Origin of the sequence: Pseudomarimonas salicorniae, from assembly GCF_023156535.1 — a bacterium.
Lineage (GTDB): Bacteria > Pseudomonadota > Gammaproteobacteria > Xanthomonadales > Xanthomonadaceae > Pseudomarimonas > Pseudomarimonas salicorniae.
On sequence record NZ_JALNMH010000004.1, the window covers coordinates 52,199 to 72,332 of the forward strand.

Here is a 20,134-nt window from a genome sequence, read left to right on the forward strand (position 1 = left end):
GGTGCAGCACGCCGGGCGCAGGCATGAATACGTTTGCAGTCCCCTCCCCCCCTCCGGAGCGGGCCGCTACTCTGCCCCGGTAACAGCCCCGCGCGCCGTCGCGCCGCTGCCGAAGCGCGCTGCCGGACCTCCGGTGGCACGCGGGGCACGGAGAGATTCGGGTGACCTGCGCGCGACGCGGGGACGTCATCTGCGGTTGGGGGGACCACACGCAGCGGGACCGGTCACTGCGTCGCCCTGGCGACTCGGGCCGGTCGACAGCCATTCCGACGCGGAGACCATACGAATGACCGACACCAGCACCGTTTCGCCTGCGCCCGCGTCGACGTCGCTCGCCCCCCTGCTGCAGTCGTCCCTCGAAGCCCAGCGCCAGGCCGGCGGCCGCGATGCCGCGGCGCTCGGCGCGCTGCGCGCCGCCGCCTCGGTCTGCCGCGGCGGGCTGGAGCGGCGCTGGGAGGCCACCCAGCAGCGTGATCGCGCGCAGCTGGAGTCCGGTTCGGCGCGCCGGGTCCACTACCTGTCGATGGAGTTCCTGATGGGCCGGGCGCTGGGCAATGCGCTGGATGCGCTCGGCCTGCGCCAGACCCTCTCCGATGAGCTGGCCAGGCAGTCACTGGAACTCGGCCAGGTCATCGAGGCCGAGCCGGATGCGGCGCTCGGCAATGGGGGGCTCGGGCGCCTGGCCGCCTGCTTCCTGGATTCGCTGGCCGAGCTGGGCCTGCCCTCGTTCGGCTACGGACTGCGCTACCGCTACGGCATGTTCGCCCAGGGCATCCGCGACGGCGCCCAGGCCGAGCGACCGGACGACTGGCTGGCGCACGGCGACCCCTGGAGCGTGCCCCGCCCCGGCCTCCACTACACCATCGGTTTCGGCGGCAGGGTGGTCACCGAAGGCCATGGCCGGCGCTGGGAGCCCTCGGAGCGGGTGCGTGCCGAAGCCTTCGACTTCATCGTCCCGGCCCACCACGGCGAGCAGGTGTCCACCCTGCGCCTGTGGCAGGCCAGCGCCGCCGAGCCGATCGACTTCCCTGCCCTGTGCCGGGGCGAGATCGCCGCCGCCGGCCAGCACCAGCTGCAGGCCGATGCGCTGAACTGGGTGCTGTACCCGGACGACAGCACCGAGGCCGGCCGCGTGCTGCGCCTGAAACAGGAGTATCTGCTGGTCGCCGCCTCGCTGCAGGACCTGCTGGCGCGGCATCTCGAGGAGGGCGGACGGCTGCATGAGCTGGGGCTGCGCAATGCCGTGCACCTCAACGACACCCATCCGGCGCTGGCCCCGGCCGAGCTGATGCGCCTGCTCCTGGACGAGCACGGACTGTCCTGGGACGAGTCCTGGTCGATCACCCGCCAGGCCTGCTCCTACACCAACCACACGCTGATGCCCGAGGCGCTGGAGACCTGGCCGGTGCGCATGTTCGAGACGCTGCTGCCGCGCCACCTCGAGATCATCTACGAGATCAATCAGCGCTTCCTCGATGCGCTGCGCGAGCAGGGCGGCGTGGACGATGCGCGCATTCGCGTTCTGTCGCTGATCGACGAGCGCGGCGAGCGTCGCGTGCGCATGGCGGCGCTGGCCATCGTCGCCTCGCACAAGGTCAACGGCGTCGCGGCACTGCATTCGAAGCTAATGGTCGAGACCATATTCCGCGACTACGCCGCGCTCTGGCCGGAGCGCTTCATCAACGTGACCAACGGAGTGACACCGCGACGCTGGCTGGCGCAGTGCAATCCGGGCCTGGCGGCCCTGCTCGACCAGCGCATCGGCGAGGGCTGGCGCCGCGACCTCGGCGAGCTTGACCGCTTGCGCGGGCTGGCGGGCGATGCCGAACTCGGCCGCGCCCTGCAGGCGGTGAAGCGTGCCAACAAGCTGCGGCTGGCCGAGCGCATCCGCCGCGACACCGGCATCGTGGTCGATGCCGACTCGCTGTTCGACGTGCAGGTCAAACGCATCCACGAGTACAAGCGGCAGCTGCTGAACCTGCTCCACGTGGTCGCCCGCTACCAGGCCATGCTGGACGCGCCCGAAGGCGAGGACGGTCGCGGCTGGACGCCCCGCACGGTCATCCTGGCCGGCAAGGCGGCTTCGGCCTACCAGACCGCCAAGCAGATCATCCGCCTCAGCCATGACATCGCCCGCGTGGTGAACAGCGACGCCCGGCTGCAGGGCCGGCTGAAGCTGGTCTTCCTGCCCAACTATGGCGTCTCGCTGGCCGAGCGGATCATCCCCGCAGCGGACCTCTCCGAGCAGATATCCACTGCCGGCACCGAGGCCTCTGGCACCGGCAACATGAAGTTCGCGATGAATGGCGCGCTGACCATCGGCACCTGGGACGGTGCCAACATCGAGATGGCCGAGGCGATCGGTCCCGAGCACCTGTTCGTCTTCGGCCGGCGCACCGAACAGCTGGCCGAGCTGGCCGCGCTGGGCTACGACCCGCGCCTGCAGGTCGAGGAGCAGCCGCGCCTGCGCCGGGTGCTCGAGGCGATCGCCTCGGGCGCGTTCTCGCCAGGCGAGCCTCTGCGCCATCGCGGTCTGGTCGATGGCCTGCTGCAGCGCGACCGCTACTTCCTGCTCGCCGACTTCGCCGACTACCTCGCCGCCCAGCAGCGCGTCGACGCCCTGTACCGGGAGCCCGCGGCCTGGGCCGAGGCCTGCCTGCGCAACATCGCCGGCATGGGCGGCTTCTCCACCGACCGCACCATCGCCGAGTACCAGCGGGAAATCTGGGCGCCGGCGCAGGCCCGGGCCGTGCGCGAGGAGGCGCTGCAGCCGCGGCATGCCGGATGATCCCGCCATCACCGCGCTGGTCGAGGGTCGCCATGGCGACCCTTTCTCCCTGCTCGGGCCGCATGCGGTGGAGGATGGCCGGATCCGGCTGAGCGCCTTCCTGCCCGGCGCCGCCGAGGTCGAGGCCGTGGATGCCGCCAGCGGACGCCGCATCGTCCGGCTGCGCGCCCTGCATCCGGCCGGCTTTTTCGCCGCCACCTCGCGCCGTCGGCGCGCCTTCGCCTACCGACTGCGGGTACGCTGGCAATCGGGCGAAACGATCTGTATTGGCGATCCCTACGCCTTTGGACCGCAGCTCGACGCGTCCGCCCTGCGCGCCTTCCACGAAGGACGCCACGGCGCGCCCTACCGCCTGCTCGGCGCCCACCCGGCCAGCGTCGACGGCGAAGCGGGCGTTCGCTTCGCCGTCTGGGCGCCGAATGCCTCGCGGGTCAGCGTAGTCGGCGAGTTCAACCACTGGGATGGTCGCCGCCACCCGATGCGCCTGCGCCACGATGTCGGCATCTGGGAGCTGTTCCTGCCCGGCGTCGAGCCCGGCGCGCTGTACAAGTTCGAACTGCTGGACCGCGCAGGGCGGCTGCTGCCCCTGAAGGCCGACCCCTATGCCTTCGCCGCCGAGCTGCGCCCGAACAGCGCCAGTCGCGTTGCCGCCCTGCTCCCTGCGCGGCGCCTCGGCGATGACCGCGCCGCGGCCAACCGGCGCGATGCGCCGATCAGTATCTACGAGGTGCATGCCGCCTCCTGGCGCCAGCCGGGCGGACGATTCCCGACCTGGGACGAACTGGCCGCCGGCCTGCCCGAGTACGCTGCCGGAATGGGCTTCACCCATGTCGAGCTGATGCCGGTCAGCGAGCATCCCTTCGACGGCTCCTGGGGCTACCAGACCCTCGGCCAGTTCGCGCCCAGCGCGCGCTTCGGTGATCCCGGCGGCCTTGGCCGCTTCGTCGATGCCTGTCACCGCCAAGGCCTGGGCGTGCTGCTCGACTGGGTGCCGGCGCATTTTCCGTCCGACGCCTTTGGCCTGGCCCGCTTCGACGGCAGCGCGCTCTACGAATACGAGGATCCGCGCGAGGGCTTCCATCGCGACTGGAACACCCTGATCTACAACTGTTCACGCAGCGAGGTCCGCGAGTTCCTGGCCGGCAGCGCGCGCTACTGGATCGAGCACCACGGCGTCGACGGCCTGCGCGTCGACGCCGTGGCCTCGATGCTCTACCGCGACTACTCGCGACCCGAGGGCGAATGGCTGCCCAACCATCTGGGCGGCCGCGAGAACCTCGAGGCGATCAGCCTGCTGCAGCGACTGAACACCGAGATCGGCCGGGACCTGCCGGGCGCGATCACCGTCGCCGAGGAGTCCACCGCCTTTCCCGGCGTCTCGGCGCCGGTCGACGCCGGCGGCCTCGGCTTCCACTACAAATGGAACATGGGCTGGATGAACGACACGCTGCACTACATCGCCGAAGACCCGGTGCACCGCCGCTGGCACCACGACAAGCTCACTTTCGGCCTGGTCTACGCCTTCTCGGAAAACTTCATCCTGCCGATCTCCCACGACGAGGTGGTCCACGGCAAGGGCTCGATGCTGGGCAAGATGCCGGGCGACGACTGGCAGCGCTTTGCCAACCTGCGCGCCTACTACGGCTTCATGTGGGGGCACCCGGGCAAGAAGCTGCTGTTCATGGGGCAGGAATTCGCCCAGCCCGGCGAGTGGCGGCACGACGCCGAGCTGCCCTGGCACCTGACCGGCGACCCGCGTCACGCCGGCATGCAGCGCCTGGTGCGCGACCTCAACCACCTGTACCGCGACTGCCCCGCCCTGCACCGGCTGGACTGCGAGGCCGCCGGCTTCGAGTGGATCGAGGCCAGCGACGCAGAGCAATCCGTACTGGCCTGGGCGCGCCGGGATGACGCGGGCAATCTGGTCCTGGTTGTCTGCAACTTCACCCCGGTGCCGCGATCGGGCTACCGGCTTGGGCTGCCGGACGATGCCGGATCCGCATGGCGCGAGGCCCTGAACACCGACGCCGCCGCCTATGGCGGCAGTGATCGGGTCATGGGCCAGCGAATCCTGCATGCCGAGCCCTCCAGGGCGCAGGGTCGCGGCCGATCCCTGCAGATCGACCTACCTCCGCTGGGCTGCGTGTTCCTGAGGTCGCAATGAGGGCCGCCCTCGCTCACCGACTCGAACCCGGGCGTCCCGGACCGCTTGGCACACAGCTGCGCGACGGCGGCGTCAACTTCGCGGTCGCCTCCAACGACGCGGAGGCGATGGAACTGTGCGTGTTCGACGCCGGCGGCAGCCGCGAGCTGAGACGCCTGCGGCTGCATGGCCCAAATACAGGCGTCTTCCACGGCTTCCTGCCGGAGGCCGGCGAGGGCCTGGTCTACGGGCTGCGCGCGCACGGGCCCTACCGGCCCGAGGAAGGCCTGCGCTTCAACTCCAACAAGCTGCTCCTCGACCCCTTCGCACGCGAGATCGTCGGCCGCTTCCGCTGGGACGATCTGCACCACGGCTACCAGCTCGGCCATCCCGCCGGTTCGCGATCGTTCGACGCCCGCGACAACGCGGCCAGCGCGCTGAAGGCCAGGGTGCGCTCGCCGCTGGACGAAGCGCCGGGACTGTCCAGCCGCCCGCGCGTAACGGCTGCGCAGCGCGTGCTCTACGAGCTGCACGTGCGGGGCTTTTCCATGCAGTTGCCGGGCCTCCCCGAGGCGCTGCGCGGTCGCATCGCAGCCCTGGCCCACCCGCTGGCCATCGGACACTTCCGGCGGCTGGGCGTCACCACGCTCTCCCTGCTGCCGCTGCACTACTCGCTGGCCGAGGCGCATCTGGCACGCCAGGGCCTGCCCAACTACTGGGGCTACAACACGCTCGGCTTCTTCTGTCTCGACCCGCGTTTCGGCGCGCCCGGCGCCGACGCCCGGCAGCGGGACATCGAGATGCGCGAGACCGTGCAGGCCCTGCACGAGGCAGGCATCGAAGTCCTGCTCGACGTGGTCTTCAACCACACTGCGGAAAGCGACGAGCACGGCCCAACAATCAGTTTCCGCGGACTGGACAACCGCGGCTGGTACCGCTTGCCGGCGGACGACCGCTCGCGCTACGAGAACCTCAGCGGCTGCGGCAACACGCTCGACCTGAGGCAGGCCTCGCCGCAGCGGCTGGTGATGGACGCCCTGCGCCACGCCATGCTGGCCTGGGGCGTCGACGGCTTCCGCTTCGATCTGGCCAGCGTGCTGGGCCGTGGCGATCACGGCTTCGACCCGCAGGCGACGTTATTCGCGGCCCTCAGACAGGATCCGCTGCTCGGTGAGGCGATCCTAATCGCCGAACCCTGGGATGGCGCGCCGGGCGGCTACCAGCTCGGCCGCTTTCCCGGTGCCTTCCGCGAATGGAACGACCGCTTCCGCGATGCGGTGCGCGGATTGTGGCTGGGCCGCCCGGTCACCCGGGGCGAGTTCGCGCGGCGCTTCACCGCCTCCAGCGACCTGTTCCAGCATGCCCAGCGCAGCCCGCTGGCCAGCGTGAACTTCCTCACCGCGCACGATGGGTTCACCCTGGCCGACCTGGTCAGCCACAGCCGCAAGCACAACCACGCCAATGGCGAGGACAACCGCGACGGCCACGACCACGAACTCTGCGCCAACTTCGGCGCCGAAGGCGCGAGCGAGGATCCGGCCATCATCGACACGCGGCGCCGGGTGCGTCGCGCCATGCTCGCCACCCTGCTCCTCGCCCAGGGCACGCCCATGCTCTGCGCCGGTGACGAACTGGGCAACTCGCAGGGCGGCAACAACAACGCCTACTGCCAGGACAACCCGACCGGATGGCTCGACTGGGAGACGACGCAAGGCGACGACGTCGATCTGGTCGCCGGCCTCTGCGCCCTGCGCCGCACGCATCCGCTGCTGCGGCATCCTCGCTGGTTCGTCGAGAACCCCCACGAGGCCGGCGACGCCGGCGTGCTGTGGCTGAGCGCGCACGGCCGGGCCATGCGCATCGAGGACTGGCATGACGCCGACGAGCATGCGCTGGCCTGCCAGATCGTCGCCGGCGATGGCCCTGCCCAGTCGCTGCTGATCCTCTTCAATCCCGACGCACAGCCGCGACGTTTCGTGCTGCCCGCAGGCCGCTGGCAGCGGCTGCTCGACACCGCCACCCCGTGTAGGAGCCAGCTTGCTGGCGATGTGCTGTCTGGAATCGCCAGCAAGCTGGCTCCTACAGGTGTAGCGCCGAGCGAGTCCGGCTACCTCGCCCCCGCCCATTCCCTCACCCTGCTGCGCGGCCTGGATGCCGCCCCCGAGACTCGCCCATGATCGACCTGTCGCAACGCGCCGCCGGCGTTCTGCTGCACATCACCTCGCTGCCTGGCCCGCACGGCATCGGCGACTTCGGTCCCGACGCCTACCGCTTTGTCGACTGGCTACAGGGTGCCGGACAGCGCCTCTGGCAGTGGCTGCCGACCAATCCCATCGGTCCCGGCAACTCGCCCTACCAGAGCGTCTCGGCCTTTGCCGGCAGCCCGCTGATGGTCGCGCTCGAACCGCTGGCGGAGCGCGGCTGGCTGCCCGCACCGCCGCTACCCGAAGGCGGCTTTCCCGAACACCGCGTGGATTTCTCCAAGGTGGTCGACTGGCGCCTGGCCCGGCTCCGGGAAGCCGAGCGCGGCTTCCGCGAGCGGGCCAGCCAAGGCGACAAGGATGCCTTCGCCAGCTGGTGCGCCGCCCAGCAGGGCTGGCTCGACGACTACAGCCTGTTCATGGCCCTGGATCGCGCGCACGGGGGAAAACCCTGGGATCGATGGAGCGCACCGTTGCGTGATCGCGAGGCCGCCGCGCTGGACGAGGCGCGTACCACGCATGCCGCGGAGATCGCTTTCTGGAATTTCGTCCAGTGGTGCTTCGATGTGCAGGCCGTGGACCTGAAGGCCTACGCCAACCAGCGCGGCATCGCCATCATGGGCGACCTGCCGATCTTCATCGCCCACCACAGCGCCGACTGCTGGGCGCGGCCGGACCTGTATTTTCTCGACGAGCAGCTACAGCCGACCGTCGTCGCGGGCTGTCCACCCGATGCCATGGCGCCGACCGGGCAGCGCTGGGGCAACCCGCTCTACCGCTGGGATCGGATGAAGGCGGAGGACTACGCCTGGTGGGCCGAACGCCTGAGGCGCGCCCTGCACCAGGCGGACGTGTTCCGCATCGACCACTTCCGCGGCTTCGCCGGCTACTACGAGATCCCGGCAAGCTGCCCGACCGCCGAGGAGGGCACCTGGGTGCCCGGCCCGGGCAAACCGCTGTTCGAAGCCATAGCACGTCGTTTGGGTGAGCTGCCGATCATCGCCGAGGATCTCGGCCTGATCACCGAGGACGTGGTCGAGCTGCGCGATCACTTCGGCTTTCCCGGCATGAAGATCCTGCAGTTCGGATTCGGCAGCGATGCCTCGGACGAGTTCCTGCCGCACAACTGGGACCGCCGCTTCGTCGCCTACACCGGCACCCATGACAACGACACCGTGCGCGGCTGGTGGAACGCCGCCAACCCGCGCGAGCGCGCCTTCGCCGGCAGCTATCTGCCGGCCAGCGAGCAGGACATCCACTGGGCGATGATCCGTGCCTGCTGCAACTCGGTCGCCAATCTTGCGATGTTCCCGCTCCAGGACGTCCTCGGCCTCGACGGCGCCCACCGGATGAACACCCCGGGCACGATGAACGACAGGAACTGGGCCTGGCGCTTCGACTGGAACATGCTCGACCCCGAGTCCCAGCGCGTCCTCGGCCTGATCGCCGCCGCCAGCGGCCGCTGCGGGTTCGAGCACCTGCCCTTGCCCTGAGGTCCGTGTTGGTAGGGCAAGGAAGGGCGCGAAGCGGACATTCATAGGGTGCGGCTGGCCGCACCGGGCGTACCGTCCGAACGCCCGTATCGGTGCGTCCAAGACGCACCCTATGGGGCTTCGCTGACGCCCAACGAAGCCCGACTGTGGGAGTGCCCTTGGGCGCGACCGCGGAAATCCGCTTTGGCCGCGGTCTGTGGTGAATCCGTAGCGCTGCGGTCGCGCCCAAGGGCACTCCCACGATTTGACTGCGGCAAGGCCTGCTTTGCAGCGCAAACCGGGCCTTGCAGCGCCGTTGCATGTAGGATCCGCATGCTGGCGATCGTCCCTTCCGGTGCGCCTATCGCCAGCAAGCTGGCTCCTACATTCGGGTTTCGCGGAAGGTCTTCTTCGCGCCTGAAGCGAGCCTCGCCGGCCGCGCCGCTCAGCCGACCAGGGCCGCCTCGCGGACCTTGCGGATCCGGTCTCGAAGGGCAGCGGCCTGTTCGAACTCGAGATCCTGGGCGTGCTTGTACATCTGCTGCTCCAGGCGCTTGATCTCCCGGGCCGCCTGGTCGGGGGAATAGGTGGTGTAGTCCGGCGCAGGCTCGGCCACGCGCTGCTTGCCGCCCTTCTTGCCCCGCCCCTTGGCCGCGGCGTCGTTGGCCGCCTCTCGGGCGCCCTCCATCACGTCGGTGACCTTCTTTATCACCGACTTCGGTTCGATTCCGTGCGCCAGATTGAACTCGATCTGCTTCTGTCGCCGCCGGTCCGTCTCGTCGATGGCGCGCCTCATTGAATCGGTGATCCGGTCGGCATACAGGATCGCCTTGCCGCGCAGGTTGCGTGCGGCGCGGCCGATGGTCTGGATCAGCGAGGGCGTGGAGCGCAGGTAGCCCTCCTTGTCGGCGTCGAGGATGGCGACCAGTGACACCTCGGGCATGTCCAGGCCCTCGCGCAGCAGGTTGATGCCGACCAGCACATCGAAAGCGCCGAGGCGCAGGTCGCGGATGATCTCGACGCGCTCCACGGTCTCCACGTCCGAGTGCAGGTAGCGCACCTTGACCCCGTGCTCGCCGAGGTATTCGGTCAGGTTCTCGGCCATGCGCTTGGTCAGGGTCGTGACCAGCACGCGATCGCCCTTCTCGACCCGCAGGTTGATCTCGGACAGCAGGTCATCGACCTGGGTCGCCACCGGGCGGATCTCGACCTCGGGATCGATCAGCCCCGTGGGTCGAACCACCAGTTCCACCGTCGGGCCGCCGGTCTTCTCCATCTCGTAGCGGCCCGGCGTCGCCGAGACGAAGATGGTCCGCGGCGAGCGGCGCTCCCACTCCTCGAACTTCAGCGGCCGGTTGTCCAGTGCCGAGGGCAGGCGGAAGCCGTACTCGACCAGGTTTTCCTTGCGCGCCCGGTCGCCCTTGTACATGGCGCCGATCTGCGGAACGGTCACGTGCGACTCGTCGACCACCAGCAGCGCGTCCGGCGGCAGGTAGTCGAAAAGGCAGGGTGGCGCCTCGCCGGCCATGCGCCCGGTGAGGTGCCGCGAGTAGTTCTCGATGCCCTGGCAGAAGCCGATCTCGGCCATCATCTCTAGGTCGAAGGTGGTCCGCTGCTGCAGGCGCTGGGCTTCGAGCAGCTTGTTGTTCGCGTAGTAGTACTCGAGCCGGTCCTTCAGCTCGACCTTGATCGCCTCGATCGCCTGCAGCACCGTGCGGCGGGTGGTGACGTAGTGGGTCTTCGGGTAGATCGTGTAACGCGGCACCTGGCGGTAGACCTCGCCGGTCAGCGGATCGAACAGGGACAGCCGCTCGATCTCGCCGTCGAACAGCTCGATGCGCAGTGCCTCCGAGTCACTCTCGGCGGGGTGCACGTCGATCACCTCGCCACGGACGCGATAGGTGCTGCGGCGTAGGTCGAACTCGTTGCGCTGGTACTGCAGCTCGGTCAGCCGGCGGATCAGCTCGCGCTGGTCGATGCGCTCGCCGCGAACCATGTGCAGGACCATCCGGAAGTATTCGTTGGGATCGCCGAGGCCGTAGATGGCCGACACGCTGGCCACGATCAGCGCATCGCGGCGCTCGAGCAGGGCCTTGGTCGCCGACAGCCGCATCTGCTCGATGTGCTCGTTGATCGAGCTGTCCTTCTCGATGAAGGTGTCCGAGGACGGGATATAGGCCTCGGGCTGGTAGTAGTCGTAGTAGCTGACGAAGTACTCCACCGCGTTGTCCGGGAAGTACTGGCGGAACTCGCCATAGAGCTGGGCGGCCAGGGTCTTGTTCGGGGCCAGCACGAGGGTCGGCTTCTGGATCCGCTGCACCACGTTGGCGATGGTGTAGGTCTTGCCCGAGCCGGTCACCCCGAGCAGGGTCTGCTGGGCCAGCCCCGACTCGAAGCCACCCACCAGCGCCTCGATCGCCTGCGGCTGGTCGCCTGCGGGCTCATAGGGGGCCGCCAGGCGGAACCCCGCATCAGTGTTTTCCCGATCCATCGCCCGAGTATATCGACGCCTCCGTAACGCCCGTCTGTACGCAGCGTAGGAATCGCCCTACGCGATGCACCGCCGCGCGCCGATACCGGCCGGGCCGAGGAATCGCGAACCTGCCGGCTCGGGGACTTCGGGGAATTGCGAGATGAAGATGAACAAGGCGACCCAGCGCGGCCTCAGCCTGGTCGAACTTCTGTTGGGGCTCGGGCTGGCGGGCTTCATGCTGGTGGTCGCGGTGCCGGGGATGCAGGCGCTGGGCGCCCGCAGCGAACGGGCGGCGATCAACAACTCGCTGCTGGCCACGCTCGCGCTCGCGCGGAGCGAGGCCCTGCGCCGCCGGCAGGACACGATCGTCTGCCCGGCCCAGCCGGCGGCCTCGGGCTGTCGCAGCGACGGTGCCTGGCACGAGGGCTGGATGAGCTTTGTCGACGCCAACGGGAACGGGCGCTTCGACAGCGGAGAGAGCCTGCTCCAGGTCCACGGCCCCCTCGAGGGCGCCCGCCTCGACTCCGGCCGCGGCCGGCCCAAGGTGCGCTTTGCCCGCAACGGGATGAATCGCGGCAGCAACCTCAGTATCCGCCTGTGCCAGGCCGGCGAAATCGCCAGCGCCGTGGTACTGAACAATGGCGGTCGGGCGCGTCTGGAGACCAACCCCTCCGCATTGCGCCGCTGGCGCTGCGGATGAACGCCCCCAGCCTTGGGCCGCCGATGCCGAGGCCGATGCCGAGGCAACAAAAAAGCCCGCCAAGGCGGGCTTTTCTGCAGTCAATCTGGCGCCCGAAGTTGGACTCGAACCAACGACCCCCTGATTAACAGTCAAGTGCTCTAACCGGCTGAGCTATTCGGGCGGCGAGCCACGCATTTTGGAGGCAGGGAATGCGCCTGTCAACCGGTCAGGCGGTCAACGCCAGTCGCAATTCTCGGTGGTGATCCCGGGGTCGGCATCGACCAGGCCCTTCACTCCGGCCTGGGTCAGGGTGAAGGTGCCGCATTTGTCGTCCGCCTGGGCCCCAGTCGGCGCCGCGCGCACCTCGAAGGTGTTCCGGGTAATGGTCTCGCAGCTGACCGTGTAGAAGTCCAGCACGCGATCGCACAGAGCATTGCTGTCCGAGGTGGGAGGCACCGCGGTGGCATCACCTGCGGTGGCCACGTAGGTGTTGTTGACGGTATGGAACCGCTCAAGCCCCTGGGCGACGGAGAGCAGCTCCCCGGTAGCCGTGGTCCGCCTGGTGCGCCGCACCTGCTCGTTGTAGGCCGGCACCGCGATCGAGGCAAGGATGGCCACCACCACGACCACGATCATCAGCTCGATCAGTGTGAAGCCTTTCTGCGCTTGTTTCATGTACATGCCTTCAGGTCCGGAGTGACGATGCGGAGGGTAGCGAGACCGATTCTCCCCTATCGGCGGGCGGCGGCGCCAAAGCGCCGCCGCCCAGCCTGAGGGTCAGTCGATCTGCCTCCAGGTGGTACGGCCGCAGGACACGCTGGAGAAGGTCTTGGCGCCGTCGTTCAGCAGGACCTGCAGATCGGCGCGGCAGACCCGGCCGCGGTAGGTCGGCAGCGAGGCGCCGTCATCATCGCCCGAGTCGGAATCCCCGTCGCCGTCAGTGCCGCCGTCAGTCCCGCCGTCGGTGCCGCCATCTGTACCACCGTCTGTACCGCCATCTGTACCGCCGTCGGTTCCACCATCGGTCCCGCCGTCGGCGCCGCCATCGTTGCCATCGTCGCCCGGATCGACCACCTCGGGACCCTTGGTGACGTTGACGATGATCGGCGGCGAAGTGGCCGGCGGCTGGCTGATCGAATTGAGCTGCAAGCAACCGCACTCCGGACAATCTGCCAGCGTCAACTGCCTGCCGCCGGTAAAGGCGTTGACGGAACAAATCCAGTTGATACCGCCGGGGCTGCAGTCATCTCCCAAAGGCCGGAAGGTCGTGAAGATTGCCCGTCCCTGGCTTACGCGTGGCTCGCCAAAGAACCGCTCTCCAGCCTTGACCGGATCACCGGATTCGTCCTCGACCGCCAGGTCAATGTACCAACCCGCCCCGCCCTCGGTGACGGGGTTATCTGACACTTTTCGCGCCGTCCCCACAGCCGCAGTGAACTGCTCAGTGATGGACTGTTGCTGCAGGTCATCTCGAGTAAAGCTGACCGGGGGCGAGCTCGGAGTCATCTTCGGAACCCTGACTCCATAGAAGGTTTCGAGCTGCGGATCCGTTGGCACGATATTGTCGCCTTCGACGAGATAGCGACCTGTACCAAAGTAGACCATGGTCCCGCCACGGCCAGCGAACGTGACGTCGATCGACCCTGTGATCCGCTGACGGTTGTCGTCGACATCGGTGGCGGTGAACACGGGCAACCCCGAGTTTGCTACAGCCCACGTTGTCGGGTTGCTGCCACTGAGGTCAAACGCCCACAGATAGCCGTGGTAGTCGACACCGAATACCGTATCCGCGACAAGGTCAAAATCCGTGTCCAGCGCCACGACCCCGGCCATGCCATTCGGATCGGCGGCCGTGCCTGCACCAGTCATGAGCTGCTTGGTCAACGCGCCGGTCGCGAGATTCACGATTATCAAGCCCGACTGATTGCTAGCGCTGTTCAGCCCATTGCCGAACAGCGCGTACCAGTTGCCGTCCTTCGCCAGGATGATCTGACCGCGCTGGAGAACATGTCCAATATTGTCCCCGGAGACTTCCCACTTGATGTTCGAAGCACTGAACGAATCGACCGGATCAGTCACGTCTAGCGCCATCACCGACTTGCCACCCAAACCGGCCGAAGCCAGCAGCATGGTCTTCCACGCCCCCCCGATGTAGGCATCTCCCTGGACGGGCGACGCGTCGACAAAGTAGGTGTGGGAGTAGTTTGGCTCCGGCAGCCTGCGCAATTTCTCGCGAACACTATTGGGAATGACGGCAAAGATCTCCTTGCCTCCGTCAGTGGCATCGCTTGTACCATTGAATGCGTGCAACATGCCGTCATTCGATCCAACGAAAAGCACCGCGGTACGATCACGCTTGGTAGTGTTGACGAACTCACCGTAGCTTCCGGGCCCTGAGATGCCACCTCCCTGAGTCGAAGGCAGACGAGTGAACCCTGCACTGCCGCGACTCAGCACCTCGGGCTGCGAACCCAACACATCGCCGATGATCCTGGATCGATTACGGAAGGGCCCGCCAGCACTCACTTCAAGAGACTGATCCCCACGCAGATAGCTGATCACGTCACCGATGGTACGGGTCGCACCGAAGCGGGTCTGCACCTGAGTCGGCAGGAAACCAAGCGCCAGTTCCGCCAGAGCGGAGCCACCCAAACCAGCCTCTGTAAAGGTCCTTGGGGTGGGCACACTCGACACGTTCGGCACCATCATGAAAATCTTTCGATTGGCCACGGCGGGCATCCGCGTATTCGCCGACCACACCAAGCTGCCCAGCCGACCATTGCTGAGAAGCGGATATGCCTTGACGTCGCCACTCCAATCCTCCGCGTTGTACTCCGGCACATAAGCGAGGAACTCGCCATCCTTGCGCGCTCCGGACGCCGCCACACCGCCCGAGGGCCTGGAATCGCGTTCGATCTGATCGAACGCCTTGGCCAGCTGCGCGGTCAGGTTCAAGGCATTGGTGACAAGGAAGTACTTGTCCGGAACACCATCCGTGTTCTCATCCCATTCTTTAGCAAGATCCGGCTTGCCATTGGCATTCTCGTCATTGAAGCCGCCGTACTTGGCCGCATACCACAGCGGATCCTTGAGAAGCTGCGCGTTGCCGGTCGTGCCACCGGGGGTAAAGGTGCGTTCCGCATCCAGGGGCAGCCCGCCATTGCAGGGAGGCGTGGTGAGATCGTTCAGACACTGGCCCGCGGTGGCGTTGGGCGGCGTGTTGAACCGGTAGGCCGGACTGTTTGCGGCACTGGTGTCGCGGTCGCGCACCTCTAGATACACGCCGTCAGCCGTGGTACCCGAAATCACATAGCCCAGATGCTGGATCACGCAGCCCGCGGCGTACTCCGAGCGAACGGTGACGGTCACGGTGCCGTCAGCGTTGGCCGAGACCACGTAACGCGCGATGGCGTCCATGTCGTGGTCGTTGCCCTGCTCGACGTCCTCATAGTTGATCCGGAAGACGGCATAGGGACGGCCTTCGTTCACCGTCGCGTCGGTGGGGAAGCCGGGGCCATTGACCAGCTGCTCTACGTAGAAGTCGACGATCGTATTGGTCGGCTGGAATTCGGCCGTGGGATCGATTCTGAAACAACTTCCCGAAGGCCCCACCGACTTTGCGAATGGCACCAGGCTGACGAAGCGCGTACCGGCATCGTTGACCGGGAAGTTGATCCGCGGCAGCGGCGAGGCGATCGCCACCGAATAGGTGCGCAGCTTCTCCGGACTCAGCTCGTTGATCCGGCCTTCCTTGGTCCAGCCATAGTTGGCCACCATCGCCGCGGAGTAGCTGCCGCGCTTGGTCGGCTCTTCCGGAGCAAGGCCCCGAATATTTCCGAAGCTGCTGGCGGCCTTGTTGGTCGGCGCACCGTCGGTGACGTTACCTACCTCGCCGATGAAGATGTTCTTGCTGGCCGATGCCCCGAACTCTTCGTTCCAGAGCTTGTCACCCAGGGTCTGGAAGCTGAACCCGGAAAGGGTGTCGGGCAGGGCGAAGCTCGGCGTCTGCCATGGGTTGCCGGGAAGGTTGGAGTCGTAGGAAGGGTTGATGTCCGAGATGACCGTCATCACCGGCTTGGCACAGCTCTTGAAACCCAAGCCCCCATCGGCGGTCGGCTTGTAGGGATCCTTCCAGGCCGGTGTGGGCAGGCCCAGCGCAGTCTCCTCCGCCACGCCCTCGCTGGCGCCACCGCTGGCATAACCGGTGTGTGCGGCGGCACCCGCGAAGTAGCGCAGGGCCTCGAACATCATCTCGCCGATCGGGTTGCCCCACATGCGGCACTCGCCATTGGCCAGGCCGCGCGTGCCGAGGTTCTGGCAGTTGCCCCAGTTGTAGTGATAATTGCGGCTGGTCGCGTCGCTCGGATACCCGAAACCGATCACCCTGAACTTGTTCAGGGTGGCCACCAGCCCGGTCGAAGTGCTGGTGAAGATGCCGGTCTGGGGGTTCACCTCATTGGCGAAGGACTTGATGTTCTCGCGCAGCACGCCGCCTTCGAGGTTGTTGAACTGGCTGCCGGTCAGCAGGCCAAAGAACATGCGATCGGTTTCGCCGTACTGGTGGAGCAGACCGGTCGGCTTGTAGTTGAATGCGCTGGACGAAGTGCTCTCGTAGCGCTTGCAGTTGGCCTCGCGGAACAGCGGCTGATCATCCGGACAGACCTTGACGCGCACGTTGTAGTCGGTGCGGGTGGTGTTGGTGGACGGCGGCGCAAGGTTGTAGAAGCTGAACGCGAAGTTGGTGTTCCGGTCCTCGATGGCGTCAGTGCGCTTGACGTTCGTATTGCCGTTGTTCTGGCGGTCGAAAGTCTTCCAGCCGAACTGGCGCTGCCCGCTGACCTTCTGCCACTGCAGCAGATAGCCATCGCCGCCGCCGGCCTCTTCGTGGCGGAACTTGATCCAGTAGATCTGGTTGCGCGACAGCGAAACGTTGCCAGTGCGGTGATCGCTGCAGTTGCCGGCAAAGCCGTGTCCGCCATACCAACCGATATCGGCGATCACCGTCCCGGTCGGGCCGCCCTCTCGGATCTCGAGATCGATCGCGTCGTCACCGTTGATGCAGAACTGATACTGCCCGTTCGCATCGTTGTTGTCCGCCATCTGGAAATAGGCGGTCGCGATGCTCATGTAGTTGTCGTCGGCGCCGCCCGGGTTGCAGTTGTTGTTGTTGCAGTTGATCGTTCGACGGCTGGCCTCCTGCTGGAGGTTGTCGGTGATGGCGTAGGTGGTCTCCAGCGTGTCGAACTCGGTGCGGTTGGCAGGGTGCCCCGGGTGCGGCGATGCGCTGCCGCTCAGGCAGTTGGGTCCGCTGCCACCGTTCAGGCACCTGTCGCCGCCTACCGGTCGCTCGATCGACACCCATTCCCAGATGCGATAGGGCGAGTTGGTCATCACCCGCAGCCGCGGCGTTTCTCCGTTGGCCAGACTGGTGACGGCGAACAGGTGGTAGCTGCCATCCTGTGGCGCGCTGAGCGGTGCATAGTTGGCGATGTCGTAGCGGTCGCGCGCAGCACTCAGGTACTCCTTGCCCCAGGTATGACCATCCTGCGGGATAAAGCTCCCCTCGAGCACGGTGTTGTCGTCGTCATCGGTAACGCGTCGGCCACCGTAGAGCACCTTGCGCAGGGCATCGATACGCGAAGTGGCCAGGTAGTTCAGGAAGTCGCCACTCCAGGCCACGCCCCCACACTGCTTCAGGTTCGTGCCCGTGGCGAGCCCCGACGGGATGAACTGACCGCCCGAGTAGGTGTAGCAAAGCGCCGGCGTTACAGGCGTCACTGAACGGTCGCGGGTACGGAAATACCCGTAGTAGTCGATGAGGTCGGGCTTGTAGCCCACGTCGATGATGCCGTCGCCGTTGAGGTCGGCGGAATCGTTGTAGGCCTCGTAATAGAGCTTGTGATCGCGCCCCATGACCAGCATGTTCAGCGGTGGCACGGCCGTCTGCAGGTATAGCGGCGCCTCTGCGAGAGGGATTGGCGCAGCAACAGCGCTGCCGGGAACGCCAAACAGGAACACCCAAATTGCCGAAGTGAACGTTAACGTCGATTTGCGCAAGATGTTCATGACGCCCCCAACTCAAGGGATAAAATGAGACTGGACAATTACATGCGAAGTCGGACTATCCTTGCCGTCCGCGCCGACCGAACTGATTCTGAACACAAGGCATTTCTCGCCCCCGGGAACGAAGTCGGCGCCCCATTTGGCGCTACCTTGTATGGCAAGACCGGGGGAAAAAGCGGCGGGGCGATTCAGGTTCTCGACAAACTCCAGCGAGGGGGTTGCGGTCGACGCGACGGTGAAGTCCACTGAACGATCAAACCAGGAGGACGGCAGGTACTCTCGCGCGGGTTCGTCACACAGGATGGGGCTATCGAGAATTCCGGCCTCCGAGCTCCGCAAACCGTCTTCCGCCGCATGGAAGGCCATCGAATCAGCCCTGTAAATGCCCGCCATCCGCTCCTGCAGCGATGTGACCTGAGCGGCAGACAATGCAAGCAAGGTGAGAATGATGAGAATGGTCAGCGCCACGAACAATGTCGCTCCGCGTTGAGTGCGGGCCGGCGAAGTCCTGAGGTGATTCATCGGTTTCATGTTGGCGTCCTAGGCCCTGAGTCGGTTGCGTAGGGCAATGACAGTGTCGTAAACCTGCCGGAGTCGTCCGTCAGCAGGAGGAATGACGCGGGTTTCGCCGAGGATGAAAGCTCCAGGCCCTTCTGCGGCGGACCGCGAGTTGTCTCCTCGCCCCAACAGCGAAATTCGAACACTTGTCACCGTTCTGAGCGCGTCTTCACGGGCGGATCCTGCCGCCGCAGTGCCAAGCAGTTCTGTGCCATCGACATACTCATCGGCGTTGTCATCCCTTGGGGCGCTGTTGTCCACGCCGAGAAGTACCTGCATCATCTCGATGCCGCTCACTACCTCTTCAATCGGGCCAAGCACGATGTCGTCGTCCGAGGTGGCGCCGGGGTAACCGCCTTCCAGAAGCTCGCGACGCATGAGGGCCGGCCCGCTTACCCCTTGGCCGATGAAGTAGACAACCATCCGGTAGCGAAACATCATGGTGCCGTCCAGCACTGACATGTCGGTGTTGCTCCACCACACTGAACCAGCGAGCGGAACATTGGGCGCCGAGTTCATTTGAAAGGAGCCGGTTGACCGTGAAGTAATCTGGAACAGAGCGGCGGCAGCACAATTGGTGACGCCATATGGAGCGCCGGGCTGCAGCCGCGCAGCGTCGGCGGCAGAAAGCGAAAACGTGCCGGTCGCACCATCGGTGAGTCCCCCTGAGATGGAGATGAGCTCGTCACCGAAGTAGCGCACGACGACGACGTCGCTGCCCGGCAGTGCTGCGTCCGTTATTCCCAATTCGGCAGGCAACGCGGGCGTCCAATTGCCGGCCGCGTTCGGCGGCACTGGGTCAGCGCTGGTGATCGTGTAGTCATCCCCCGGCCCCGTCGGCGCAGCGTTGTAGTCGTACACCTCGAACGGAATGTCTGCTCGCAGGGTGTAGTAGACATCATCTCGGTCTGCCCCACGAGCTGCGAAGCGATTGAAAAACTGCGGCTCCGTCGAGCGAGGCGTGGTGGCAGGAAAGTGGGCGAACTCGTTCAGGCAGCCAAAATGCCCAGCCATTCTTACGTCGCGCCGCAGAAACTCCATGGCGAAACGCCCGTTTTCCTGGACGCGCGCCAAGGATTCGCTCGCGGCAAACGTATTCCGGATCCCAGAGAAAATCTGCACCAGGCCGAGAAGCAGAAGCAACCCGAGAGCCATCGCCACGAGTAGCTCAATCAACGAGAGACCGAACTGGTTCGTGCTTCTCGTTTCGGGAGCAGAGTGAGTCAAGGCATTCATCAGATTCGGCTCTCCAGGATGAAGGACGTCTCGCCGTCACCGTCGCAATCAGTGGTCACTACCCCGCCCTCTGAGCGATCGTCAGACCAGCAGACCTCAACCTGGACGTCGTAGTATCCGGAGGAACCAACGGCTGTCACCTGCGCGCGGCCACGACCGTTGGGCAGCGCCGTGCACAGCTCGCGCGCCCACTTCGAACGGTCGCAGGTGTGCTGATTGCCGCAGTCACTGATGTCGAAGGCCGCGGGCGCCGCGGGGCAAACCGCCGGGTTGGTGAAGCCGGTGCGCGCGTAGTTCGGCGCATTAGCTCCGTTGGCCCGCATCATGTCCATGTAGTTATAAGCAAGGTTGGTCGCCTGCGAGCGGAAGTTCGCGCTCTGGCTGTTGCGCAGGGAGCTGGCCATCAGGGCCGCCATGCCAAGCAGGCCGACAGAGAGGATCAGGATCGCGACCAGGATCTCGATCATGGAGAAGCCGGATTCCTGCGCTCGGGTTCGAATCGCCATGTGGAAGGTCCC

11 protein-coding genes and 1 tRNA gene are annotated in these 20,134 nt (G+C 66.3%); 5 read left to right on the top strand and 7 right to left on the bottom strand.

Translation table 11 applies throughout. From position 1 onward, the window contains the following. Positions 1 to 286: 286 nt before the first annotated feature. The 4 genes from M0G41_RS05980 to malQ are packed head-to-tail and all read left to right on the top strand — an operon-like array spanning position 287 to position 8,625. A complete protein-coding gene (locus M0G41_RS05980; protein WP_248206467.1) occupies positions 287 to 2,788 on the top strand; it encodes a glycogen/starch/alpha-glucan phosphorylase in 2,502 nt (833 codons plus the stop codon). Beyond that, positions 2,778 to 4,952 (top strand): 1,4-alpha-glucan branching protein GlgB, encoded by a 2,175-nt coding sequence (gene glgB, locus M0G41_RS05985; RefSeq protein WP_248206471.1) that lies wholly within the window; start codon positions 2,778 to 2,780, stop codon positions 4,950 to 4,952. The genes M0G41_RS05980 and glgB overlap by 11 nt, the downstream gene beginning before the upstream one ends. Next, positions 4,949 to 7,108, top strand: coding sequence for a glycogen debranching protein GlgX (gene glgX, locus M0G41_RS05990; RefSeq protein ID WP_248206473.1), 2,160 nt, complete (start codon positions 4,949 to 4,951; stop codon positions 7,106 to 7,108). The genes glgB and glgX overlap by 4 nt, the downstream gene beginning before the upstream one ends. Further along, positions 7,105 to 8,625, top strand: a complete 1,521-nt coding sequence (gene malQ / locus M0G41_RS05995; RefSeq protein ID WP_248206475.1) for a 4-alpha-glucanotransferase — start codon at positions 7,105 to 7,107, stop codon at positions 8,623 to 8,625. The genes glgX and malQ overlap by 4 nt, the downstream gene beginning before the upstream one ends. Before the next feature lie 424 nt (positions 8,626 to 9,049). Here the strand turns inward: malQ and uvrB are convergent, their stop codons facing one another. Beyond that, a complete protein-coding gene (gene uvrB, locus M0G41_RS06000) occupies positions 9,050 to 11,095 on the bottom strand; it encodes an excinuclease ABC subunit UvrB (RefSeq protein ID WP_248206477.1) in 2,046 nt (681 codons plus the stop codon). Between the two features lie 142 nt (positions 11,096 to 11,237). On the opposite strand from uvrB, the gene M0G41_RS06005 reads away from it, so the two are divergent. Then, the gene (locus tag M0G41_RS06005; RefSeq protein ID WP_248206479.1) at positions 11,238 to 11,777 is read left to right on the top strand and encodes a GspH/FimT family protein; all 540 of its coding nucleotides are present in this window, start codon (positions 11,238 to 11,240) and stop codon (positions 11,775 to 11,777) included. Between the two features lie 86 nt (positions 11,778 to 11,863). Here the strand turns inward: M0G41_RS06005 and M0G41_RS06010 are convergent. The 6 genes from M0G41_RS06010 to pilV form a co-directional block, all read right to left on the bottom strand. After that, positions 11,864 to 11,940, bottom strand: a tRNA-Asn gene (locus M0G41_RS06010). 53 nt (positions 11,941 to 11,993) lie between these two features. Then, on the bottom strand, positions 11,994 to 12,440 hold the full coding sequence (locus M0G41_RS06015; RefSeq protein ID WP_282452739.1) for a type IV pilin protein: 447 nt from the start codon (positions 12,438 to 12,440) through the stop codon (positions 11,994 to 11,996). Positions 12,441 to 12,536: 96 nt separating this feature from the next. Continuing rightward, positions 12,537 to 17,825 (bottom strand): pilus assembly protein, encoded by a 5,289-nt coding sequence (locus M0G41_RS06025; protein ID WP_248206484.1) that lies wholly within the window; start codon positions 17,823 to 17,825, stop codon positions 12,537 to 12,539. Positions 17,826 to 17,837: 12 nt separating this feature from the next. Further along, positions 17,838 to 18,353: a pilus assembly PilX family protein gene (locus M0G41_RS06030; RefSeq protein WP_248206486.1), complete on the bottom strand. Its 516-nt coding sequence runs from the start codon at positions 18,351 to 18,353 to the stop codon at positions 17,838 to 17,840. A 9-nt stretch (positions 18,354 to 18,362) separates the two neighbouring features. After that, positions 18,363 to 19,616: a PilW family protein gene (locus M0G41_RS06035; RefSeq protein ID WP_248206489.1), complete on the bottom strand. Its 1,254-nt coding sequence runs from the start codon at positions 19,614 to 19,616 to the stop codon at positions 18,363 to 18,365. After that, positions 19,616 to 20,122: a type IV pilus modification protein PilV gene (pilV, locus tag M0G41_RS06040; RefSeq protein ID WP_282452740.1), complete on the bottom strand. Its 507-nt coding sequence runs from the start codon at positions 20,120 to 20,122 to the stop codon at positions 19,616 to 19,618. The genes M0G41_RS06035 and pilV overlap by 1 nt, the downstream gene beginning before the upstream one ends. Positions 20,123 to 20,134: the final 12 nt, after the last annotated feature.

Coding starts and splice junctions, on each gene's coding strand:
- M0G41_RS05980 (WP_248206467.1), top strand. CDS start 287: ATGACCGACACCAGCACCGTTTCGCCTGCGCCCGCGTCGACGTCGCTC.
- glgB (WP_248206471.1), top strand. CDS start 2,778: ATGCCGGATGATCCCGCCATCACCGCGCTGGTCGAGGGTCGCCATGGC.
- glgX (WP_248206473.1), top strand. CDS start 4,949: ATGAGGGCCGCCCTCGCTCACCGACTCGAACCCGGGCGTCCCGGACCG.
- malQ (WP_248206475.1), top strand. CDS start 7,105: ATGATCGACCTGTCGCAACGCGCCGCCGGCGTTCTGCTGCACATCACC.
- uvrB (WP_248206477.1), bottom strand. CDS start 11,095: ATGGATCGGGAAAACACTGATGCGGGGTTCCGCCTGGCGGCCCCCTAT.
- M0G41_RS06005 (WP_248206479.1), top strand. CDS start 11,238: ATGAAGATGAACAAGGCGACCCAGCGCGGCCTCAGCCTGGTCGAACTT.
- M0G41_RS06015 (WP_282452739.1), bottom strand. CDS start 12,440: ATGTACATGAAACAAGCGCAGAAAGGCTTCACACTGATCGAGCTGATG.
- M0G41_RS06025 (WP_248206484.1), bottom strand. CDS start 17,825: ATGAACATCTTGCGCAAATCGACGTTAACGTTCACTTCGGCAATTTGG.
- M0G41_RS06030 (WP_248206486.1), bottom strand. CDS start 18,353: ATGAAACCGATGAATCACCTCAGGACTTCGCCGGCCCGCACTCAACGC.
- M0G41_RS06035 (WP_248206489.1), bottom strand. CDS start 19,616: ATGAATGCCTTGACTCACTCTGCTCCCGAAACGAGAAGCACGAACCAG.
- pilV (WP_282452740.1), bottom strand. CDS start 20,122: ATGGCGATTCGAACCCGAGCGCAGGAATCCGGCTTCTCCATGATCGAG.